Consider the following 22,821-nt stretch of genomic DNA (forward strand, 5'->3'; position numbering starts at 1 on the left):
GGGGCGACGGGCTAGAGACCACCGTGGTGCGGCAGGCTGCGCTGGTCGAGCTCGCGCAGCACCCGGTCCACCACCTCGGGGTCGGCGCCCGGCTCGCGGCGTGCCTCGAGCACCTCGTGGCGGGCCGCGGACAGCAGCTCGCCGTAGAGGCTGTGCAGCTGCCGCAGCCGGTGGACCCTCGCCCGCACGCTCTCCCGGCGCTCCTCCTGGGCCACCCGCGGGGAGATCCGGGCGCCGATGTCGTACGCCCGCTTGGCGAGCGCGTCGATCAGCTCCTCGGGCACGTCGGGGCGTGACTCGATCTCCCGCAGCCGCTGCTTGGCCGCCTTGGCGGCGCGCACCGCGAGCTCGTGCTCCAGGCGCTCCTCGGCCGATGTGTCGGCCTCGACGCCGAGCCGGCCGGCCAGCCAGGGCAGGGTGAGCCCCTGGATCAGCAGGGTGCCGATGACCGCGGCGAAGGCCACGAAGACGATGGCGTCCCGCTCGGGGAAGTCGCCGCCGCCGTCCACCTCGAACGGCAGCGCGAGGACCAGCGCCACGGTCACCACCCCGCGGATCCCGGCCCACCATATGACCATGGTCTCGCGCCAGGTGAGCGGGATCTCCTCGACGTAGTCGGGCCGGTGCAGCCGCCTGGCCACCCAGGCGGCGGGGAGCAGCCAGAGCAGCCTGACCACGACCAGCGTCGCCAGCACGAGCGCGGCGGCCGGCAGCAGCTCCCGCCAGCGGTCGGTGACGGTGCCGAAGACCACGCTGAGCTCCAGGCCGATCAGCCCGAAGGCGATGCCCGTGACCAGGGTGTCGATCACGGCCCAGAAGCTCCGGCCGGTGATCCGCCCCGAGACGTCGTCGGGGTCGGCGGCCCAGTCGGCGAGGAAGAGCGCGCACACCAGCACGGCGAGCACCCCCGAGCCGCGCAGCTCCTCGGCGAGGGTGTAGGAGGCGAAGGGCACGAGCACGCTGAGCCCGGTGCGCAGGGTGGCGTCCCCCAGCAGGTCGAGCAGCCTGGCCGTGGCCCAGCCCAGCACCAGGCCGACGACGATCGCCACCACGGCCGACAGCACCAGCTCGGCGCCGGCGCCGAGGGCGGAGAACGAGCCGCTCACGGCCGCCGCGACGGCCACGTGGTACAGGGTGATGGCGGTGACGTCGTTGAACAGGCCCTCGCCCTCCAGGATGGACACCATCCGGCGGGGCAGCCCGATCCGGCCGGCCACCGCCGTGGCGGCGACCGGGTCGGGCGGGGCGACCAGCGCGCCGAGCGCGATCGCCGGAGCCAGCGGCAGACCGGGCACCACCAGCTGCGCCACGGCGGCCACGGCCGCGGTGGTGACGAAGACCAGCGCGACCGCGAGCAGCAGGATCGGTCTGACGTTGGCGAGGAACTGCCGCCAGGAGGTGCGCTGGGCCGCCGCGTAGAGCAGCGGGGGCAGCACCAGCGGCAGGATCAGCTCGGGCGGGAACTCGATCGCCGGCACGAACGGCAGGATGGCGAGCACCCCGCCGAGCAGCGTCATCAGCACCGGCGGCGGCACCGCCCACCGGTCGCCGAGCGGCACGGTCAGCACGGCGCCGAGGCCCAGCACGAAGAGCAGGGTGAGCTGGCCCATGACAGCTCCCTCCGCTAGGCGCTCTCCGCCCGCAGCGCCTCGAGCGCGAACCGCAGGTCCTCGGGGTAGTCGCTGGTGAACTCCGCCCACTGCCCGTCGGCGGGGTGGGTGAAGCCGAGCCGCACGGCGTGCAGCCACTGCCGGCCCAGCTTGAGGCGGCGGGCCAGCGTCGGGTCGGCGCCGTAGGTGAGGTCCCCGACGCAGGGGTGGCGGTGCGCCGCCATGTGCACCCGGATCTGGTGGGTGCGGCCGGTCTCCAGCTTGATGTCGAGCAGGCTGGCGGCGCGGAACGCCTCGATCAGGTCGTAGTGGGTGACGGCCGGCTTGCCGTCGGCGGTGACAGCCCACTTGTAGTCGTGCTGCGGGTGGCGGCCGATGGGCGCGTCGATGGTGCCGCTGAGCGGGTCGGGGTGGCCCTGGACCAGCGCGTGGTACCGCTTGTCGACGGTGCGGTCCCGGAACTGCTGCTTGAGCAGCGAGTAGGCGCGCTCCGACTTGGCGACCGCCATCAGCCCCGAGGTGCCGACGTCGAGCCGGTGCACGATGCCCTGCCGCTCGGCGGCGCCCGAGGTCGCGATGCGGTAGCCGGCGGCGGCCAGGCCGCCGATGACGGTGGGGCCGCTCCAGCCCGGGCTCGGGTGGGCGGCGACGCCGACCGGCTTGTCGACGACCACGAGGTCGTCGTCGTCGTGCACGATCACCATGCCCTCGACCGGCTCGGCCACCACCCGGATCGGCGTGGGCGGCGGGGGCATCTCGACCTCGATCCAGGAACCGCCGGTCACCCGCTCCGACTTGCCGACCTCCGCACCGTCCAGTCTGACCTTGCCCGCGGCGGCCAGTTCGGCCGCCTTGGTCCTTGAGAAGCCCAGCATGCGGGCGAGGGCGGCGTCGACGCGCTCCCCCTCAAGGCCCTCCGGTACGGGCAGTGCGCGGATCTCGGGGGTTTCGGGAAGCGTGCTCACCTGATCGAGTATGCCGGACGGCGGGTCAGTCCCGGTGCACGGAGCCGTCCGGATCGAGGCCGCGGAAGGAGAGCAGCACGATCAGGAAGCCGCCGCAGACGATGGCGGAGTCGGCCAGGTTGAACACCGCGAAGTTCCGCGGCGCGATGAAGTCGACGACGTGCCCCTGGAGCGCGCCGGGCGACCGGAAGATCCGGTCGGTGAGGTTGCCGAGGGCGCCGCCGAGCAGCAGCCCGAGCGCGATGGCCCAGGGGGTGCTGTACAGCCGGCGGGCGAGCCGGATGATCACCACGATGACGGCGGCCGCGATGCAGGTGAAGACGATGGTGAAGGCGGAGCCGATGCCGAAGGCCGCGCCGGCGTTGCGGACGGCCTCGAAGCGGAGCCAGTCGCCGATGACGTCGATGCTCCTGGGCGGCGTGGGGTTCTCCAGGTACTCCACCGCGAGGATCTTGGTGATCAGGTCGAGGGCGTAGGCGAAGGCCGCCACGCAGGCGACCACGGCGATCCGCCGCCGGCCCCGGTCGGCCGGGACACCCTCGGCCCCCTCGTCCTCCTCGACCGACTCCACCTCGGCCGATTCACCCGGTTCGCCCGGCTCCTCGGCCGTGGGGCGCTCGTCCGGTGTCTCGATGATCCGCTCCGCCTCGCTCACGGGAATGAGGGTACGACACTCCAGTGCGACAAACGTCAGCCTGAGTCGATCCGCTGGGTCCGCTAGAACCGCCGCTCCTGCTTCTGCTTGCAGTCCACGCACAGAGTGGCCCTCGGGAACGCCTGCATCCTGGCCTTGCCGATCGGCCGCCCGCAGTTCTCGCACAGGCCGTAGGTGCCGGCGTCGATGCGCTGCAGCGCCCGCTCCGTCTGGTACAGCATCTCGCGGGCGTTGGTGGCCAGGGCCATCTCGTGCTCGCGGGTGACGTTCATGGTGCCGGTGTCCGCCTGGTCGTCGCCCGCGCCGTCGCCGGAGTCCCGCATCAGGCCGGTCAGGGCGGCCTCCGCGGCGGCGATCTCGGCACGCAGCCGCTCGGCGTCGGCGGCGAGCTCGCCGCGGGCCTCGGCCACCTCCTCCGGGGTCCAGGGGTCCTCGCCGCTGCGCACCGCGAGGTCACCGGGCGCGGCGGTGGCCGAGACGCGGGCCTGGGGCACCGCCGCGCCGCCGTCCACCGTGTCCACCGGGGCGTCCTTCGTGGTGCTCTTCTTCGCTGCCACCTTCTTGGCTCCCGTCTTCCCTGCCGTCGTGCGCTTGGCGGTCGTGGTGCGCTTGCTGCTGCTGGTGGTACTGGTGGTGCCGGTGGTTCGCTCGCCCGCGGCGGGCTCGGCCCCGGCGGCCTTCTTCGCCGCGCGCCTGCCGCTCGTGGCCTTCTTGGCGGCCCCCGCCCGCCGCTCGTCGTCCTGCTCCGCCGTCGCCTGCTGTGTGGTCTTCTTCGCTGCCACCATGGCGGCGGCCCCTTCACATAGTGTGATCTTGCTCGCGAATCGTGACCGGAACGATAAATCGACTCCCCGCGCGCGGCAACGAGGGCGCGCCGGTCTCCAAGCGTTGTGCCCCGCCCGGCCCCGGGATAACCGGTCGTCGCGCCCCGGCCGCGCCCCGTACACTGGCCGAAGCGACAGGCGTTGAAGGGGACGAGTAGCGTCGGCCGGCAGCCGTGAGCGACCTGGGGACGGTGTGAGCCCAGGGGCGTGCGCGGCGTGAAGATCACCCCCGAGTCGTCGGAAGAAAGCCCCCGGTTTCGGCCGGTCACGGCGAGTAGACCCGGCAGTCGCGGCCCAATGAGTGGGCCGAGGTCACCGCCAGCAGAGGCGGGCCCGGCCAAGGAGGGTGGTACCGCGGGAGCGCTCGCTCTCGTCCCTCCGACGGAGAACGCAGAGTGTGTGTCCGCCGGAGGACCGATGACGCAGTACCGCCACGTACCGGCCCAGGTCGACCTGCCAGCGCTCGAGCACGAGGTGCTCGACCTCTGGCAGCGGAACCAGACCTTCGCCCGCAGCCTCGACCAGTCCAAGGGCCGCCCCGAGTGGGTGCTCTTCGAGGGCCCACCCACGGCCAACGGCATGCCGGGCGCCCACCACATCGAGGCCCGCGTCTTCAAGGACGTGTTCCCCCGCTTCCGCACCATGCGCGGCTACCACGTCCCCCGCAAGGCCGGCTGGGACTGCCACGGCCTGCCGGTCGAGCTGGCCGTCGAGAAGGAGCTCGGCTTCAGCGGCAAGCCGGACATCGAGGCGTACGGCATCGCGGAGTTCAACGCCAGGTGCCGTGAGTCCGTCACCCGGCACACCGACGCCTTCGCCGAGCTGACCCGGCGCATGGGGTACTGGGTCGACCTGGACGAGGCCTACCGCACCATGGACCCGGAGTACATCGAGTCCGTGTGGTGGTCGCTGAAGCAGATCTTCGACAAGGGCCTGCTCGGGCAGGACCACCGGGTCGCCCCCTGGTGCCCGCGCTGCGAGACCGGCCTCTCCGACCACGAGCTGGCCCAGGGCTACGAGACGGTCGTCGACCCCTCGGTCTACGTCCGGCTGCCGCTGCGCTCCGGGCCGCTGGCCGACAAGGCCGCGCTGCTCGTGTGGACCACCACACCCTGGACCCTGGTCTCCAACACGGCGGTCGCCGTCAACCCCGACGTCACCTACGCCGTCGCGACCGACGGCACCGACCGCCTCGTGGTCGCCGAGGCCCTGCTCGACAAGGCGCTGGGCGAGGGCTGGTCGGCCACCGGGCAGACCTTCACCGGCCGCGAGATGGAGCGCTGGGCCTACCAGCGCCCCTTCGAGCTGGTCGACTTCGGCGACACCGAGGCCCACTTCGTGGTGCTCGCCGACTACGTCACCACCGAGGACGGCACGGGTCTGGTCCACCAGGCCCCGGCCTTCGGCGAGGACGACCTGCTGACCTGCCGCGGCTACGGGCTGCCGATGGTCAACCCGGTCCGCACCGACGGCACGTTCGAGGCGGAGCTGCCGCTGGTCGGCGGCCAGTTCTTCAAGAAGGCCGACGAGGCGCTGGTGGCCGACCTGGCCGAGCGCGGCCTGCTCTTCCGGCACGTCGCCTACGAGCACAGCTACCCGCACTGCTGGCGCTGCCACACCCCGCTGCTCTACTACGCACAGCCGTCCTGGTACATCCGCACCACCCGGGTCAAGGAGGCCCTGCTGCGGGAGAACGAGGCGACCAACTGGTTCCCCGACTCCGTCAAGCACGGCCGGTACGGCGAGTGGCTCAACAACAACGTGGACTGGGCGCTCTCCCGCAACCGCTACTGGGGCACCCCGCTGCCCATCTGGCGCTGCGCGGAGGACCACCTGACCTGCGTGGGCTCGCTGGCCGAGCTGAGTGAGCTGACCGGCGCCGACCAGTCGGGCCTCGACCCGCACCGGCCGTTCATCGACGAGGTCACCTTCGGCTGCCCGGCCGAGGGCTGCTCGCTGACCGCCACCCGGGTCCCCGAGGTCATCGACGCCTGGTACGACTCGGGCTCCATGCCCTTCGCCCAGTGGGGGTACCCGCACCGCAACCGCGAGGAGTTCGAGCGCCAGTACCCGGCCCAGTACATCTGTGAGGCCATCGACCAGACCCGCGGCTGGTTCTACACGATGATGGCCGTCGGCACCCTGGTCTTCGACCGCTCCTCCTACGAGAACGTGGTCTGCCTCGGCCACATCCTCGCCGAGGACGGCCGCAAGATGTCCAAGCACCTGGGCAACATCCTGGAGCCCATCCCGCTGATGGAGCGGCACGGCGCGGACGCGGTCCGCTGGTTCATGGCGGCCAGCGGCTCGCCCTGGTCCGCCCGCCGGGTCGGGCACGGCACCATCCAGGAGGTGGTCCGCAAGACCCTGCTGACCTACTGGAACACCGTGGCCTTCCAGGCCCTGTACGCCCGCACCGGCGGCTGGGCGCCCAGCGACTCGGACCCGGCCCCCGCCGACCGGCCGCTGCTCGACCGCTGGCTGCTCAGCGAGCTCAACGCGCTGGTCGAGGCCGTCACCAAGGCCCTGGAGAGCTACGACACCCAGCGCACGGGCAAGCTGATCTCCACCTTCGTCGACGACCTGTCCAACTGGTACGTGCGGCGCTCGCGCCGCCGCTTCTGGCAGGCCGAGCCGGCCGCGCTGCGCACCCTGCACGAGGTGCTGGAGACCGTGACCCGGTTGATGGCCCCCCTGGTGCCGTTCATCACCGAGCGGGTCTGGCAGGACCTGGTGGTGCCGGTGACCCCGGGCGCCGCCGACTCGGTGCACCTGACCGACTGGCCGGAGGCCGACCCGGCGCTGGTCGACCCCGACCTGTCCAGCGACATGCTGCTGGTGCGGCGCCTCGTCGAGCTCGGCCGGGCCACCCGCGCCGAGTCGGGCGTGAAGACCCGCCAGCCGCTCTCCCGGGCGCTGGTCGCCGCTCAGGGCTTCGAACTGCTCGGGGACGACCTGCGCGAGCAGATCGCCGAGGAGCTCAACGTGGCGGGCCTCGCCGCGCTCTCCGACATGGGCGACTCCCTCGTCGACACCACGGCCAAGGCGAACTTCCGGGCGCTGGGCCGCCGCTTCGGCAAGGGCACCCAGCCGGTGGCCAGGGCCATCGCCGAGGCGGACGCGGCCGAGCTCTCGGCCGCGCTGCGCGCCGGCACGGCCTTCGTCGAGGTCGATGGCGAGCAGGTGCCGCTCAGCCCCGAGGAGGTCATCATCACCGAAACCCCGCGCGAGGGCTGGTCGGTGGCCTCGGACGCGGGCGCCACGGTCGCCCTCGACCTGGAGATCACCCCCGAGCTGCGCCGGGCCGGCCTGGCGCGGGACGTGATCCGGCTGGTCCAGGAGGCCAGGAAGAACAGCGGCCTCGACGTGGTGGACCGGATCGCGGTGCGCTGGACGACCGAGGACCCGGAGCTCACCCGGGCGTTGGCCGACCACCAGGCGCTGATCAGCAGCGAGGTGCTGGCCACCGACTTCGCGGAGGGCGAGGGCGACGAGAGCTTCGGCGCCCCGTTCGGCGACGAGGCCCTGGGCGGCTCCTTCCGGCTCAGGAAGAACTGACGCACGGCGAAAGGGGCGGGGCCCGGATCGACGATCCGGGCCCCGCCCCTGTTCGTGCGCCCTATGCGCCGGCGCGCGTGCGACGCGTCAGTTGTCGTCCTCGTCGATGAGGAATCCGCGCATCGGGGACGGCGCCTGCTGCATCGGCTGCGGGCCCTGCGGCCTGACCGGTGCCATCGGCTGGGTCATGGCCGGCGACATCTGCTGCTGCCCGCCGTAGGAGCCGGGACCGCCCTGGCCCACGTGGCCCGGGTGCCCGCCGTGCGGCGCGAGGCCGGACATCGGCTGACCGCCCATGGACTGCTGACCACCCATCGGCCCCGGGCCCGTCGGCGCGCCGGCGGAGGCCAGCGAGGGCGACGGCGAGGGCGGCAGGGAGGGCGCGGACGGGGACGGCGTGCGCGGCGGGGCGAGCGAGTCGTCGGACTGGCTCTCCAACTGGCGCAGCTGGCTCTCCAGGTAGGACTTCAGCCGGGTGCGGTACTCGCGCTCGAAGCCACGCAGGTCCTCGACCTTGCGCTCCAGGGTGGCGCGCGCCGACTCGAGGGAGCCCATCGCGACGCGGTGCTTCTCCTGGGCGTCCCGCTCGAGCGCGTCCGCCTTGGCGCGGGCGTCCCGCTCCAGACCCTCGGCGCGGCTGCGCGCCTCACCGACGATCTTGTTGGCCTCGGAACGCGCCTCGGCGATGGCCTGGTCGGCCGTCTGCTGCGCGAGCGACAGCACGCGGGCGGCACTCTCGTTGCCACCGGGCTGCTGCATCTGCGGCGGGCCGCCGAGACCCGGGTTGCCCATGCCGGGCCCACCCATGCCGTGGCCGCCGGGACCCATCGGGCCGCCCTGGCCCATGCCCTGACCCATGGGACCACCCTGGCCCATCGGCACGGGACCGCCAGGACCCATGGGACCGCCCTGGCCCATCTGCCCCGGACCACCGGGACCCATCGGGCCGCCCTGGCCCATCTGCCCCGGACCACCGGGACCCATGGGACCACCCTGGCCCATCTGCCCCGGACCGCCAGGCCCACCAGGACCCCCGGGACCCGCGGGCAGCTGTGGAGGGCCGCCCATCTGCTGGGTCTGCGGGCCGCCCTGCGGTCCAGATATGGCGGGCATGGGCCCGCCAGGACGGTCCTGCTGCTCGGGTTTACGCATGTTCTGCTGGTTCTGGGCTGCCGCCCGGGTGGCCGCGGCCAGCTTGGCGCGAAGGTCCTCGTTCTCCCTCAGCAGCCTGGTCAGCTCTGCCTCGACCTCGTCGAGGAAGGCATCGACCTCGTCCTCGTCGTAGCCTTCTCGCAGACGGACGGTTGTGAACTGCTTGTTCCGCACGTCCTCGGGGGTCAACGGCATCTCTTCACCTCAACGTGATTCGTCGGCATATCGGCAAGACCGTACTCGTTCACAGCCCGCCCACGACGCTGATCAGGATGTAGACGATGATCATGAGTACGAAGAACGACAGATCAAGCGCCACCCCACCGAACCTCAGGGGAGGGATGACCTTCCGTAGCGCCTTCAGCGGCGGATCGGTGACAGTGTAGGTGGCCTCCAGGGCGACCACCATGGCCTTGCCGGGGTGCCAGGAGCGCGCGAACATGAAGACGTAGTCCATCACCAAACGGAAGAGCAGCAGGCCGAGCAAGCAGTACAAGGCAATCAGGATCACCTGTTGAACGATGCCCATCCTGCCTGTCCCTCTCCCCTGTTCTCATGCCCCGGCCGCTCGGCCGGAACTCGCGCTTCCGGTACTGCTGTCGTCAGCTCTGGTTGAAGAACCCGCCCTCCGCGATGCGGGCCTTGTCCTCCGCCGTTACGTCGACGTTAGCAGGCGACAGCAGGAACACCTTCTGCGTCACCCGCTCGATGCTGCCATGGAGACCGAAGACGAGACCAGCCGCAAAGTCGACAAGTCGCTTTGCGTCCGTGTCATCCATCTCGGTCAGATTCATGATCACCGGGGTCCCCTCGCGGAAGTGTTCCCCGATAGTACGGGCTTCGTTGTACGTCCTGGGGTGGAGCGTGGTGATCCGGTACGGCTCCCGCTCTGACACGACCTTGGGCATGATCACCGGTGCGCTCTTCTCCACGTTCTGTCGTTCTGATGTGATGGATGACACGGGAGCGATCCTCCCGGGTCGTCTGCTTTCCGCCAGAATCGGAGCGGGTGTTGGCTCCGTCTCGCGCTGGGCCGGCGGGTGGACCACCCGCACCGGCTCCTCGGCCCGCTCCCTGCGCGGCGGTTCGTGCGTCTCCTGACGCCGTGGCCGCTCCGGCTCGGGCTCGGGCTCGAACTCGTCATCGGGGCCGTACCCCGGGCGGTCATAGCCGTCGTCCTCCACGAGGCCGAGGTAGACCGCCATCTTGCGCATCGCGCCAGCCATCGACTGCGTCCTCCGCTCTGTGGTGGATCGGCTCCGAACCTCCGGGGCCCTGGATCCACGTAACCTGCCCGAATGCTTCGGGAATGACCATATTTTCGGCTGTGGTCCTTTGCTTGGCGACGTTACCCGAGGGCAGGGCGGACTCCGAGTACCGCGCTGCCTACACGCACGTGTGTCGCCCCGGCGACGATCGCCTCCTCCAGGTCCGCGCTCATCCCCGCCGAGACCATGTTCGCAGCAGGATCGACCTCACGCAGGTCCCTCGCCAACTCCATCAGCCGCTCGAACGCGGCACCGGGCGACCCCGCGTACGCGCCGGCGAGCGGCGCCACCGTCATCAGCCCGGCCAGGCGCAGCCCGGGCGCGGCCGACAGCGCGGCCGCCAACTCGAGGACCCCGCCGGGGTCAACGCCGCCCCGGCCGGCGCCCTGGCCGGATTCCTTCTCCAGGGCGACCTGGATCAAACAGCTGAGCGGGGCGCGCTCCCGTTGCGCGACGGCGCGCGAGAGCGCGTCCACCAGGCGCGCGCGATCCACCGAGTGCACGAAATCCGCGTAACCGGTCACGGAACGCGCCTTGTTCGTTTGCAACTGCCCCACGAAGTGCCAGGTGAGGGGAAGATCCGCGAGCGCCGCCGCCTTGGCGGCCGCCTCCTGGTCCTTGTTCTCCGCGAAGTCCCGCACGCCGAGCCCGGCGAGCAGCCTGACGTCCTCGGCGGGATAGGTCTTGGTGACGACGATCAGGGTCACGTCGTCCCGGCTGCGCCCCGCCGCGTCACAGGCGCGGGCGATGCGCTCCTCCACCCGGGCGAGGCCGGTGGCCAACTCGATCTCGCGCGCCGGGCGCACGCGCCGCGCATTGTGGGACGTGGGCGCTTCGCCCGGTTCGCGCTCACCACTCACGGGGCGATCCAGACGTAGCTGGCCTGCCGGCCGGTGGTCCGCTCGCGGCGGTAGGAGTAGTGGTCGGCCGACTCCCGGGTGCAGACCGGTGAGCGGACGACGTCCTCGACGCCGAGGTCGGCGAGCTGCCGCCGCACCCCCGCCGGGATGTCGATCGCCGGGGTGCCCTCGCGGGTCGTCGCCCCGCTGCCCGGCACCGCCAACTCGGCGGCCTCCCGCATCTCCGCCGGCACCTCGTAGCAGAGGCCGCAGACGGTGGGGCCCGTCCGGGCGAGGATCCGCTCGGGACGCGCCCCGAGTCGGCACATCTCCTCGACGGTCGCCGGCACCACACCGGCCAGCAGCCCCGGGCGTCCGGCGTGCGCCGCGCCCACGATCCCCGCCTCCGGGTCGGCGAGCAGCACCGGGGTGCAGTCGGCGGTCAGCACGGCGAGCGCGAGACCCCGGCGCGCGGTGACCATCCCGTCGGCCTCGGGCGGTTCGCCGGCCGGCCACGGCTGGTCGGCCACCGCCACGGCACGGCCGTGCACCTGTCGCATCCAGCGCACCCCGGCCGGGTCGAGGCCGAGCTCCTTCGCCGCGAGCTCCCGGTTGGCCAGCACGGCCGCCGGGTCGTCGCCGACCGCGCCGCCGAGGTTGAGCGTGTCATACGGAGCGGCGCTCACCCCGCCCCACCGGTCGGTGAAGGCGAAGTGGGCGCCGCTGTCCGTGTTCTGTCGATCTATCACGGGTCCATCACGTCGGGCTCACATGGCGGTTCCGATGAACCACCGTCGACACTGTCGGTCACTTCAGGAAGTCGGGGACGTCGAGCTCCTCGACCTGGCCGCCGTCGTACGGGCGGGCCGAGGGCACCTGCGGGGCGCTCTTCGGCGCCTCGCGAACGGGCTCCGCCGCCGGCTCGACGCCGCCGACCGGCGAGGAGTCCCGGTCGCCGAGCGGGCCCGGGTCCCGGGAGGGCAGGGTGCCGAGGCCGCCGAACGAGAGCCGCTCCGGCTCCGGTTCGGGCGCGGTCCGCTCCTGGCCGAGCGAGGACGAGCCGCTCTCCTCCTTGGAACCGTACGAGCCGAGCACCCGGTCCCTGCTGCGGGCGGGCGGCTGGCCGCCGTCGAAGCCGGCCGCGATCACCGTGACCCGCACCTCGTCGCCGAGGGCGTCGTCGATGACCGCGCCGAAGATGATGTTGGCCTCCGGGTGCGCGGCCTCGCTGACCAGCTGGGCGGCCTCGTTGATCTCGAAGAGGCCGAGGTCGGAGCCGCCGGAGATGGAGAGGAGCACGCCGCGGGCGCCGTCGATGGATGCCTCGAGCAGCGGGGAGGAGATGGCCATCTCGGCGGCGGCCACCGCGCGGTCGTCGCCGCGGGCCGAGCCGATGCCCATCAGGGCGGAACCGGCCTCCGACATCACGGACTTGACGTCGGCGAAGTCGAGGTTGATCAGACCGGGGGTGGTGATGAGGTCGGTGATGCCCTGGACGCCGGAGAGGAGCACCTGGTCCGCGGACTTGAAGGCGTCGAGGACGCTGACCTGGCGGTCCGAGATGGACAGCAGCCGGTCGTTGGGGATGACGATCAGGGTGTCGACCTCGTCGCGCAGGCTGGCGATGCCGTCCTCCGCCTGGTTCGCCCGGCGTCGGCCCTCGAAGGTGAACGGGCGGGTGACCACGCCGATGGTCAACGCGCCCAGGGACCGAGCGATGTTCGCCACGACCGGAGCGCCGCCGGTGCCGGTGCCGCCGCCCTCGCCCGCGGTGACGAAGACCATGTCGGCCCCCTTGAGGACCTCCTCGATCTCCTCGCGGTGGTCCTCGGCAGCCTTGCGGCCCACGTCGGGGTTGGCACCCGCGCCGAGGCCGCGGGTGAGCTCCCGACCGACATCGAGCTTGACGTCGGCGTCGCTCATCAGCAGCGCCTGCGCATCGGTGTTGATCGCGATGAACTCGACGCCCTTGAGACCGACCTCGATCATCCGGTTGATGGCGTTCACGCCACCGCCGCCGATGCCGACGACCTTGATGACTGCGAGGTAGTTCTGCGGTGCTGCCACGTCGAAGGCCTCTCGCCTCGATTTACGTGTCGCCGCTCCGCGTGAGCCGCAGTGCGCCGACTGATGCCTGTGGGGACGGTAGGGATGACCGCCCCGAACCCTAACGCTTCAGTTTAGGGTTACCCGTGCTTGTCGTTCCCGGGAATCCTAGGAACGGACACTAAGTCGACAAGTGGTACGCGTTCAACGAACACGCCGAACCTCCTGTTTTTCTTTTCACCCTATGTGATCACGCTCCGGCATCGCCAACCAGGGTGTTGGCCTGCGGCGATGGCCCTGACCCCCGCGCGTTTCCGACGCCTCGTCAACCATTCGAGGCCGCCGGCACGGTGGGGGCGCTGACGTCGAAGTGCCGTGCGTCGCCGGCCGCTTCCATCACCGCCGCGAGTGCTTCCGCCTTGGCCTCCGGCTGCTCGGAACTGCCCCAGACGACGGTGCGGTCCCCGGTCAACTCCAGGGTGATGGAGTCGAAGGAGGAGGCCCTGATGGTTCTGAGGTCCTCGCGCACCGCGTCGGGCAGCGAGAGCGCCACGGCCACCGCCTCGCGACGGATCCCGTCCTCGCCGAACCGGCGCAGCCCGGGCCCCTCGTCGAGGTCGAGTTCGAGCAGCGGCACCCCGTCGATCGGTTCGGCGACCTCGCCGAACCGGACGCCGTCCTCGTCCACCTCGAGATAGCGGTCACCGACGGGGATCAGCGCCTCCGCCTCCCGCTCGGTCAGCCGCAGGCCCACCCCGTGCGGCCAGGCGCGGACCACCTCGACCGACTCCAGCCTCGGCAGCCGGTCGAGCAGCCGGCGCCGGATGGCGTCCTTGTCCAGCGAGATCATCGGGGAGTCGAGCGGCACGCCCGCCGCCTCCAGCACCTGGTCCCGCGTCAGGTTCCGCGGCCCGTCGTCCCGCCAGCGCACCGAGACGTGCTCGATCCGCAGCCAGTCGGAGCCGTAGAGCGCCCAGCCGCCGAAGCCGCCGAGGGCGGCCGCGAGCACCGCGAGCACGACGGCGAGGCGACGGCCCGGCAGCCAGCGGCGGCGGCGCGGCGGCCGGGACGAGGGCGGGCCGGGTTCCGACCGCCGTCGGTCCGCTTCACGCTGGGCGGTGGTCGCCTCGGCCACGCTCTCGTCTCCCCGTTCCCGCGCCGACCGGGCTAGGCCCGGCGCGCCGCGATCGCCTCGTACACCATCCCGACCAGCAGGTCGTCGGCGTCCCTGCGACCGAACTCGGCCGCGGCCCGCGACATCGCGAGCAGCCGGCCGGGATCGGTCAGCACCGGCAGGACGTTGCCCCTGACCCACTCCACCGTCAGCTCGGCGTCGTCGACCAGCAGGCCACCGCCGGCCTTCACCAGCGGCTGGGCGTTGAGCCGCTGTTCGCCGTTGCCGATGGGCAGCGGCACATAGGCGGCGGGCAGCCCGACCGCCGACAGTTCGGCGACGGTCATCGCGCCGGCGCGGCAGAGCATCATGTCGGCCGCGGCGTACGCGAGGTCCATGCGGTCCACATACGATAGCGGGATGTAGGGGGGCATTCCCGGCATCGTGTCGACCTGGGGCAGTTCGTTCTTCGGGCCGACCGCGTGCAGCACCTGCACCCCGGACTGCTGGAGCACCGGCACCACGCTGGCGATGACCTCGTTCAACCGGCGCGCGCCCTGCGAACCGCCGGAGACGAGCAGGGTGGGCAGGTTGGCGTCGAGGCCGAAGAAGGCGCGGGCCTCGTGCCGGGCGCGGGCCCGGTCGAGGGTGGCGATCGAGCGGCGCAGCGGAATGCCGAGGTACCGGGCGTTGCGCAGCTTGCTGTCGGGCGTCGAGACGGCGACGAAGCGCGTGTAGCGGGCGCCGATCCGGTTCGCCAGCCCGGGGCGCGCGTTGGCCTCGTGCACCACGATCGGCACCCGCAGCCGCTTGGCCGCGAGGTAGCCGGGCATGGCCACGTAGCCGCCGAAGCCGACCAGGCAGTCGGCCTTGGTGCGCTCCAGGATCTCCTCGGCCGCCTTCACCGTGCCGCGCAGCCTACCCGGCACGGTGAAGAGCTCGGGGGTCGGTTTACGCGGCAGCGGAACGGCCGGGATCAGGCCGAGCTCGTAGCCCCGCTCGGGCACCAGGCGGGTCTCCAGGCCGCGCTCCGTGCCGAGGGCTGTGATGCCCACGGTGGGATCGCGCCTGCGAAGGGCGTCCGCGAGGGCGAGCGCCGGCTCGATGTGGCCGGCGGTCCCCCCGCCGGCGACGACAACATGCACCGAATTTCACCGCTCTCCGGACGGTGCCGCGACGCGGCGCCGTCTCATCGTCTTCCATCTGTGCCCGGGGTCCCGCGCGGCCAACGCCGCCCTGGCCGACGGCTCGCTGCGCGCGAAGGCGATCAGCAGCCCGACGGCGAACATGGTGGGCAGCAGGGCGGAGCCCCCGTAGGAGAACAGCGGAAGAGGCACCCCGGCGATGGGCAGCAGGCCCAGCACCGCGCCGATGTTGATGACGGTCTGGACCATCAGCCACGCCGTCACCCCTCCCGCGGCATACCTCACGAAGGCATCCTCCGTGCGTCCGGCCACGCGGATACCCGCATAGCCTAGAGCCGCGAAGAGACCGAGGACCGACAGCGTCCCCGCTAGGCCCAGTTCCTCGCCCGTGATGGCGAAGATGAAGTCCGTGTGGGGCTCGGGGAGTTCGCCCCATTTCTCCACGCTGGCCCCGAGTCCCGAGCCGAACCAGCCGCCCGAGGCGAGCGCGTAGATCCCGTGCACGGCCTGCTGGCAACGCTCGGCGTCGCCGGCGCCGAGGCAGGTGATCCGGTCCATCCGGTGCGGGCTGTTGGCGATGAACACGGCGCCGAGGACCGCGACCACGGCGAAGGCGCCGCCGAACAGCCGCACCGGCGCGCCGGAGAGCCAGAGCAGCGCGAGGACGACCGCCACCAGGATGACGACCGTGCCCATGTCGCCGCCGACCATCACCAGGCCGCAGACCAGCAGCGCGCCGGGCAGCAGCGGGATCAGCAGGTGCCGCCACTGGGTGAGCAGCCGCAGCTCGCCCTTCCTGGCCAGCAGGTCGGCTCCCCACAGCACGAGGGCCAGCTTGGCGAGCTCGCTCGGCTGGAGCTGGAACGAGCCGCCCACGGCGATCCAGTTGGTGTTGCCGTTGACCGAGACGCCGATGCCCGGCACCTGGACGAGAACCAGCAGGACCACGCTGCCGGCCAGGAACGGATAGGTGAGGGCGCGCAGCAGCCGGATCGACATCCGGGACGCGATCAGCAGCAGCACGGCGCCGAGCGCGGCGGCGAGCAGCTGCTTGCGGAAGTAGAAGGTGGCCGGCAGGTCCCAGCGGAGCGCCTGGATCTGCGAGGCGGAGAAGACCATCACCAGGCCGAGCAGGGTGAGCAGCAGTCCGGTGCCGAGGACGACGTAGTAGGCCGTCAGCGGCCGGTCCCAGGCGCGCCGCAGCCGGTTGACCGGGCTGGTGCGGGGCGGCCCCTTGGGCCGCGGTGGCCGCCGCGAGCCCTGGGCGGGCGGTCTGGTGCGCCCGCGGGGCGGCGCGCTGCCGCCCCGCCCAGCGGCGGGCCGCTGGGCGGGGCCGCGGCGCGTGCCGGCGGCGCCGCGCGCACCGCGCTCGGCACGCGACGCGACGCCCCACGGGCGCGGCATGCGCCGCGGCACCGCCGGCACGCCGGCCAGGGCCGGCGCCGGCCAGCCGAAACCGAGGCCCTTGCCGGGCGCCACCAGGCGCCGCTCCTGACCACCGGCCAGGGCGTCGGCACACCGACCGGCCAGCCGCCGCAGCGATCCGGGGACGCCCGCCATGTCCGCCGGCGGCGAGACCTCGGTCCGTCGCAGCGGAGCCGGCAGGCGCAGGGCGTCGGCGCACGCACCCGCCCACCGCCGAAGCGGCCCCGGGCCCTCGGTGCGCGGCGCGGTGGCCCGGGACGCCGACCGCGCCGAAAGACCGTCGGTGGCGGCCCACGGCGAGGGCTCGGCCCGCGGGGACGTGATCGGGTCGGCCGGGGCCGGCTGGCCCGGGGCGTTGGCACGCCGAGGCACCAGCCGCCCCGGCAGTCCCCCGGTGCCCCCCGAGGCCGACGACGCGCCGCCGGCGGTCGTGGCCTGGCCGGCGGCAGCCGAGTGGTGCGGCGGTGCGGCGCACCGCGTGCTGCTCGTGTCGTCAGCCGTCATCCTCGGCCCCTCCTCCGACCCCGCGCCGGCGGGCCCGTGGGAGGGGCCGCTGGCTACTGCTCTCCCTGGCCGGCGGCCAGGGCCTGGACGGCGGCGGCGAAGACGTCGCCGCGTTCGTTGTAGTTGGTGAACATATCCATCGAGGCGCAGGCCGGTGCCATCAGGACGGTGTCTCCGGGACGGGCCAGCCGCGTCGCTTCGTGGACCGCCGCCGCCATCGCCCCAGTGTCCGTCCGGTCGAGGTCCACGACCGGCACATCCGGCGCGTGTCGCGCCAACGCCTCGGCGATCAGGCCGCGATCGGCGCCGATCAGCACCACGCCCCGCAGCCGTCCCGCCGCGCCCGCGACGAGTTCGTCGAAGGTGGCGCCCTTGGCGAGGCCGCCGGCGATCCAGACGATCGGCTCGTAGGCGGCCAGCGAGGCCGCCGTGGCGTGCGGGTTGGTGGCCTTGGAGTCGTCGACGTACAGCACGCCGTCGACCTCGGCCACCCGCTGGACGCGGTGCGGGTCGGGCCGGAAGGCTCGCAGCCCGTCCCGCACGGCGCGCGGCTCCACGCCGTAGGCGCGGGCGAGGGCCGCGGCGGCCAGCGCGTTGGCGATGTTGTGCGGGGCGGGCGGGTCGACGTCGCCGACCTCGGCCAGCTCCTGGGCCCGCTCGCGGCGGTCGGGAACGAAGGCCCGGTCGGCCAGAACGCCATCCACCACGCCGAGTTGGGAGAGCCCCGGGGTGCCGAGCGTGAAGCCGATCGCCCGGCAGCCCTCGACCACGTCGGCCTCGGTGACCAGCGCCTCGGTGGCCGGGTCGGCCACGTTGTAGACGCAGGCGACCTCGTTGCCCTGGTAGACGCGGCCCTTGTCGGCGGCGTAGGCGGCCATCGAACCGTGCCAGTCCAGGTGGTCGGGCGCGAGGTTGAGCACCACGCCGGAGTGCGGCCGCACCGAGGGCGCCCAGTGCAGCTGGTAGCTGGACAGCTCGACGGCGAGCACGTCGTAGGGCGGGTCCGCGAGCACCGCGTCGATGATCGGGTCGCCGATGTTGCCCACGGCCGCCGCGCGCAGGCCCGCCGCCCGAAGGATGGCGGCGAGCATGCGCACGGTGGTGGTCTTGCCGTTGGTGCCGGTGACCGCGAGCCACGGCGCGGGCCGCTCGCCACGCAGCCGCCAGGCGATCTCGACGTCGCCCACGACCTCGACGCCGGCCGCCGCGGCGGCCGCGAACAGCGGGCTCTCGGGCCGCCAGCCGGGCGAGGTGACCACCAGCTCCGTGCCCTTGGGCAGGGTGGCGCCGTCGCCGAGCCGGGTCTCGACGCCGGCGGCGGCGAGCTCGGCCGCGGTGGCCCGCTGCCGCTCGCCGTCGCCACCGTCGACGACCGTGACCTCGGCGCCGAGCCCGGCCAGGGCGCGGGCGGCGCTGACGCCGCTCACGCCCAGGCCGGCGACGGTGATCCGGCGGCCGGCGAAGTCCGGTCGTCCGGCGGGGGCGCTCACCAGCCGGCCACCCAACTGCCGTAGAAGACGCCGATGCCCACGATCACGCACATGCCCTGGATGATCCAGAACCTGACCACCACCAGCACCTCGCTCCAGCCCTTCAGCTCGAAGTGGTGCTGGAGCGGTGCCATCTTGAAGACGCGGCGGCCGGTGAGCCGGAAGGAGCCGACCTGTATGACCACCGACATCGTGATCAGCACGAACAGGCCGCCGAGGAGGGCGAGCAGCAGCTCGGTGCGGGAGACGATGCCCAGGCCGGCCAGCGCGCCGCCGATGGCGAGCGAGCCGGTGTCGCCCATGAAGATCTTGGCCGGTGAGGTGTTCCACCACAGGAAGCCGAAGAGCGCCCCCATCAGGGCCGCGGCGACCACCGCGGTGTCCAGCGGGTCGCGGACCTCGTAGCAGCTGGCCCCGGCGGTCAGGACGTTGGCGCAGGACTGGCCGTACTGCCAGACGCCGATGAAGACGTAGGCGCCGAAGACCATCACCGCGGCGCCGGTGGCCAGGCCGTCGAGGCCGTCGGTGAGGTTCACGCCGTTCGACATGGCGAGCACCATGAACAGCGCCCACAGCACGAACAGCACGGGCCCGATGGACCAGCCGAAGTCCTGGGTGAACGACAGGTGCGTGGAGGCCGGGGTCAGGTCGCGGGAGTCGGCGAAGTTCAGCGAGAGGATCGCGAACACCACGCCCACGATGAACTGGCCGAGCATCTTCGCGCCGGCCCGCAGGCCGAGGCTGCGCCGCCGGACGATCTTGATGTAGTCGTCGAGGAAGCCGACCAGGCCCATCCCGGCGAAGAGGAAGAGCACCAACAGGGCCGTGATGCTGGGCTCTTCGCTGGTGACGACCTTGGTGACCGCGTAGGCGATCAGGGTGGCCAGGATGAACGCGATACCGCCCATGGTGGGGGTGCCGCGCTTGCTGTGGTGGTCGCGCGGGCCGTCGTCCCTGATGTACTGGCCGTATCCCTTGCGGGCCAGCAGCTTGATCAGCAGCGGGGTGCCGACCAGGGTGAGGAAGAGTCCGATCGCGCCGGAGAAGAGGATCTGCCTCATCGGGCGGCGACCTCGCCATCCGCGTCGCCCGCCAGAAGCGCGTCGGCGACCTGCTCCAGGCCCACCGACCTGGACGCCTTCACCAGCACCACATCTCCCGGCCGCAGCTCACCGCGCAGCAACTCGACCGCCGCCCGAGCGTCGGACACGTGCACCGACTCCTCACCCCACGAACCCTCGTTCTTGGCGCCCATGTCCATCCAGGCCGCCTCCTGACCGCCCACGGACACGAGCTTGTTGACGTTGAGTCGGACGGCCAGCCGTCCGACAGCGTCGTGCTCGGCGAACGTCTCGTCCCCGAGCTCGGCCATCGGGCCGAGCACCGCCCAGGTGCGCCCCCCGTCCGCCTTGGCGGTCTCGCCCATGGCGGCGAGTGCGCGCAGCGCCGCGCGCATCGAGTCGGGGTTCGCGTTGTAGGCGTCGTTGACGATCGTCACGCCGTCCGCTCGCTCGGTGACCTCCATCCGCCACTTCGAGAGCGGGCCCGCGGCGGCGAGTGTTTCAGCGATCGCCTCCGCGGACATGCCTACCTCATGCGCAACAGCCGCAGCGGCAAGCGCGTTCGACACATGGTGCTCACCGTACAACCGCATGGTCACGTCGGCGTACCCGGTGGGGGTGGTCAGGCGGAAGCTCGGCCTGCCCTGCGGGGTGAGGCGGATGTGTTCGGCGCGGATCGTGGCGTCCTCGGATTCGCCGAAGAACACGGTCCTGGCGCGCGTGCGCGCGGCCATGGCGCGCACCAGCGGGTCGTCGGCGTTGAGGATGGCCACGCCGCCCTCGGCGGCCGGCGGCAGCGCCTCGACCAGTTCGCCCTTCGCCTGTGCGATGGCCTCGCGCCCGCCGAACTCGCCGATGTGCGCGGTGCCGACGTTGAGCACCAGCCCGACGCGGGGTGGGGTCAGCTCGGTGAGATGGCGGATGTGTCCGATGCCCCTGGCGCCCATCTCGAGCACCAGATAGCGGGTGGCCTCCTCGGTGCGCAGCGCGGTGAGCGGCAGTCCGATCTCGTTGTTGAACGAGCCCGGCGTGAACACGGTGGGGCCGACGCGCTCCAGCACCTGTGCGACCAGGTCCTTGGTGCTGGTCTTGCCGGCGGATCCGGTGAGGGCGACGACGGTGGGGTCGAGCACGCGGACGGTGTGTCTCGCGAGCTCGCTGAGCGCGACGACGACGTCGTCGACGACGACCGCGGGCACGCCGACCGGTCGGGCGGCGAGCACGACGGCGGCGCCGGCGGCGACGGCCGCGGCGGCGAAGTCGTGACCGTCGACCCGCTCGCCCGGGAGGGCGGCGAAGAGGGAGCCTGGCTCGACCAGCCGGGAGTCGATGACCACGGGACCGGTGATGAGGGGTGGCGACTCCGGTATGTCATGCGGTTCTCCCCGCACGACATGGATGAGCTCGGCAACGGAAAGGGGGATCACTGCAACGGGCCTCGCCTGGCGTTGGGGCTTGGGTGGGAGTGCGAGCAGCGGCGCTCGATGGCGGCGCGCAGCTCCGTTCGATCGTCGAAGGGCCGGATGACTCCGGCGATGTCCTGGCCGCGTTCGTGTCCCTTGCCGGCCACCAGGACGACGTCGCCCGCCTCGGCGCGGGCCACGGCGGCGGCGATGGCGGCCGCCCTGTCCTCCTCGACCAGCACGGTGCCGCGCTCGTGAGCCGGCACCTCGGCGGCGCCGGCCAGCATGGCGGCCAGGATGGCGAGCGGGTCCTCGGAGCGCGGGTTGTCCGAGGTGAGCACGGCCGTGTCGGCGAGCCTGGCGAGCGCGGCGCCCATCCTCGGCCGCTTGTGCGGGTCACGGTCGCCGCCGCAGCCGAGCACGGCGTGCAGCCGACCGTCGGTCACCTTGCGCAGGGCGTGCAGCACCGACTCGACGGCGTCCGGCTTGTGGGCGTAGTCGACCACGGCCAGGTAGGGCTGGCCGGCGTCCACCCGCTCCAGGCGGCCGGGGACGCCCGGCACGGCGGCGATGCCGTCGGCGGCCGTTTGCGGGTCCGCGCCCGCCACGACGAGCGCGGTGAGGGCGGCCAGGGCGTTGGCCACGTTGAAGGGGCCCGGCAGCGGCGCGGCGGCGCGCACCCGCAGGCCGTCGGGGCCGACGGCGGTGAAGGTGGAGCCGAGCGGGCCGATCTCGACGCCCTCGGCGCGCCAGTCGGCGTCCGGGTGGCCCTCGGCTGAGTAGGTGGTGACCGGGATCTCGGCCTCGGCGGCGAGCCGGCGGCCGTACTCGTCGTCCAGGTTGACCACGCCGACCCTGGCGCGGGCCGCCGTGAACAGCTGGGCCTTGCTCCGGAAGTAGTCCTCCATGCCGTGGTGGAAGTCGAGGTGCTCCGGGCTGAGGTTGGTGAACACGGCGACGTCGAAGACGCAGCCGTCGACCCGGCCCATCACCAGGGCGTGGCTCGACACCTCCATGGCGACCGAGCCGACGCCGCGCTCGCGCATCACGGCGAACAGGGCCTGCAGGTCGGTGGCCTCCGGGGTGGTGTGGGTGGACTTGATGACCTCGTCGCCGACGCGGGTCTCGACGGTGCCGATCAGGCCCGTGGTGGCGCCGTCCGCGGCCCCGCCCCTGCCGAACGCGGCTCGCAGCCCGCCCTCCACGAGGTAGGTGGTGGTGGTCTTCCCCGAGGTGCCGGTGGTGCCGATCTGCAGCAGGTCGCGGCCGGGGTCGTCGTAGACGGCGACGGCGAGCGCCCCCATCCGGGCGCGCGGCTCGGGCACGGTGAGCACCGGGAGGCCCGTGGCGGCGGCGCGCTTGGCGCCGGCCGGGTCGGTGAGGACGGCGACGGCGCCGTTGCTCGTGGCCTGGGAGACGAAGTCGGCCCCGTGGAAGCGGGCGCCGCCGAGCGCCACGTACAGGTCCCCGGGGCGGACGGCGCGCGAGTCGTGCGTGATGCCGGTGACCACGGCGGGCGCGGCACCGGCCCCGGCGCCGGCCGGCGCGGGTGTCTCGATGCCGAGCAGCCCGGCCAGCTCCGCCAGGGACACCGGCCTGGCGTGTGCCGGGCGCGGTGCCGCGAGAGTGTGATCAGCGTGAGGCACGGCGGTGAGCGTACCCGTCGGGGTGGGGGTCGAGCTAAACGAGGTGGACCCGTCGGTGATGGTTCTCACGTAGCTGTGCTCCGCTCGTTCGGGGGGTTCGTCAGGGCCTTGCGGCG

General features: G+C 72.7%; 18 protein-coding genes. 1 reads left to right on the plus strand and 17 read right to left on the minus strand.

Features of this window, described 5'->3' with window-relative positions; genetic code table 11:
- Positions 1 to 11: 11 nt before the first annotated feature.
- The 4 genes from RNC47_RS23945 to RNC47_RS23960 form a co-directional block, all read right to left on the minus strand.
- Positions 12 to 1,610, minus strand: coding sequence for a Na+/H+ antiporter (locus RNC47_RS23945; protein ID WP_311601597.1), 1,599 nt, complete (start codon positions 1,608 to 1,610; stop codon positions 12 to 14).
- Positions 1,611 to 1,624: 14 nt separating this feature from the next.
- Complete coding sequence (locus RNC47_RS23950; protein WP_311601599.1) at positions 1,625 to 2,575, minus strand: RluA family pseudouridine synthase; 951 nt, start codon at positions 2,573 to 2,575, stop codon at positions 1,625 to 1,627.
- Between the two features lie 25 nt (positions 2,576 to 2,600).
- Complete coding sequence (gene lspA / locus RNC47_RS23955) at positions 2,601 to 3,230, minus strand: signal peptidase II (protein WP_311601600.1); 630 nt, start codon at positions 3,228 to 3,230, stop codon at positions 2,601 to 2,603.
- 62 nt (positions 3,231 to 3,292) lie between these two features.
- Positions 3,293 to 4,015, minus strand: a complete 723-nt coding sequence (locus tag RNC47_RS23960; protein ID WP_311601601.1) for a TraR/DksA family transcriptional regulator — start codon at positions 4,013 to 4,015, stop codon at positions 3,293 to 3,295.
- Between the two features lie 456 nt (positions 4,016 to 4,471).
- On the opposite strand from RNC47_RS23960, the gene ileS reads away from it, so the two are divergent.
- Complete coding sequence (gene ileS / locus RNC47_RS23965) at positions 4,472 to 7,612, plus strand: isoleucine--tRNA ligase (protein WP_311601602.1); 3,141 nt, start codon at positions 4,472 to 4,474, stop codon at positions 7,610 to 7,612.
- Between the two features lie 87 nt (positions 7,613 to 7,699).
- On the opposite strand, the gene RNC47_RS23970 is transcribed toward ileS, so the two are convergent.
- The 13 genes from RNC47_RS23970 to RNC47_RS24030 all read right to left on the minus strand — a co-directional run bounded on the left by RNC47_RS23970 (position 7,700) and on the right by RNC47_RS24030 (position 22,774).
- Positions 7,700 to 8,959: a DivIVA domain-containing protein gene (locus tag RNC47_RS23970; RefSeq protein WP_311601603.1), complete on the minus strand. Its 1,260-nt coding sequence runs from the start codon at positions 8,957 to 8,959 to the stop codon at positions 7,700 to 7,702.
- Positions 8,960 to 9,008: 49 nt separating this feature from the next.
- Positions 9,009 to 9,293 (minus strand): YggT family protein, encoded by a 285-nt coding sequence (locus RNC47_RS23975; protein ID WP_132929912.1) that lies wholly within the window; start codon positions 9,291 to 9,293, stop codon positions 9,009 to 9,011.
- A gap of 73 nt (positions 9,294 to 9,366) precedes the next feature.
- Positions 9,367 to 9,990 carry a cell division protein SepF gene (locus tag RNC47_RS23980; RefSeq protein WP_311601604.1) on the minus strand — a complete coding sequence of 208 codons (624 nt, stop codon included), beginning with the start codon at positions 9,988 to 9,990 and terminating at the stop codon, positions 9,367 to 9,369.
- 122 nt (positions 9,991 to 10,112) lie between these two features.
- A complete protein-coding gene (locus tag RNC47_RS23985; protein WP_311601605.1) occupies positions 10,113 to 10,838 on the minus strand; it encodes a YggS family pyridoxal phosphate-dependent enzyme in 726 nt (241 codons plus the stop codon).
- 50 nt (positions 10,839 to 10,888) lie between these two features.
- Complete coding sequence (gene pgeF / locus RNC47_RS23990) at positions 10,889 to 11,620, minus strand: peptidoglycan editing factor PgeF (protein WP_311601606.1); 732 nt, start codon at positions 11,618 to 11,620, stop codon at positions 10,889 to 10,891.
- A 58-nt stretch (positions 11,621 to 11,678) separates the two neighbouring features.
- Positions 11,679 to 12,938 carry a cell division protein FtsZ gene (ftsZ, locus tag RNC47_RS23995; RefSeq protein WP_311601607.1) on the minus strand — a complete coding sequence of 420 codons (1,260 nt, stop codon included), beginning with the start codon at positions 12,936 to 12,938 and terminating at the stop codon, positions 11,679 to 11,681.
- 304 nt (positions 12,939 to 13,242) lie between these two features.
- Complete coding sequence (locus RNC47_RS24000; protein WP_311601608.1) at positions 13,243 to 14,052, minus strand: cell division protein FtsQ/DivIB; 810 nt, start codon at positions 14,050 to 14,052, stop codon at positions 13,243 to 13,245.
- Between the two features lie 32 nt (positions 14,053 to 14,084).
- Positions 14,085 to 15,176 carry an undecaprenyldiphospho-muramoylpentapeptide beta-N-acetylglucosaminyltransferase gene (murG, locus tag RNC47_RS24005; protein WP_311601609.1) on the minus strand — a complete coding sequence of 364 codons (1,092 nt, stop codon included), beginning with the start codon at positions 15,174 to 15,176 and terminating at the stop codon, positions 14,085 to 14,087.
- Between the two features lie 6 nt (positions 15,177 to 15,182).
- Entirely contained in the window at positions 15,183 to 16,580 is a 1,398-nt protein-coding gene (gene ftsW / locus RNC47_RS24010) for a putative lipid II flippase FtsW (protein WP_311601626.1), read from the minus strand.
- 578 nt (positions 16,581 to 17,158) lie between these two features.
- Entirely contained in the window at positions 17,159 to 18,595 is a 1,437-nt protein-coding gene (gene murD, locus RNC47_RS24015; RefSeq protein WP_311601610.1) for a UDP-N-acetylmuramoyl-L-alanine--D-glutamate ligase, read from the minus strand.
- Positions 18,592 to 19,656, minus strand: a complete 1,065-nt coding sequence (mraY, locus tag RNC47_RS24020) for a phospho-N-acetylmuramoyl-pentapeptide-transferase (protein ID WP_311601611.1) — start codon at positions 19,654 to 19,656, stop codon at positions 18,592 to 18,594. The genes murD and mraY overlap by 4 nt, the downstream gene beginning before the upstream one ends.
- Positions 19,653 to 21,083: a UDP-N-acetylmuramoyl-tripeptide--D-alanyl-D-alanine ligase gene (locus RNC47_RS24025; RefSeq protein WP_311601612.1), complete on the minus strand. Its 1,431-nt coding sequence runs from the start codon at positions 21,081 to 21,083 to the stop codon at positions 19,653 to 19,655. Before RNC47_RS24025 ends, mraY begins: the two co-directional genes overlap by 4 nt.
- Positions 21,080 to 22,774, minus strand: coding sequence for a UDP-N-acetylmuramoyl-L-alanyl-D-glutamate--2,6-diaminopimelate ligase (locus tag RNC47_RS24030; protein ID WP_394814856.1), 1,695 nt, complete (start codon positions 22,772 to 22,774; stop codon positions 21,080 to 21,082). The genes RNC47_RS24025 and RNC47_RS24030 overlap by 4 nt, the downstream gene beginning before the upstream one ends.
- Between the last annotated feature and the right edge of the window lie 47 nt (positions 22,775 to 22,821).

The sequence above is a fragment of the Streptomyces millisiae genome (assembly GCF_031845425.1).
Lineage (GTDB): Bacteria > Actinomycetota > Actinomycetes > Streptomycetales > Streptomycetaceae > Streptomyces > Streptomyces millisiae.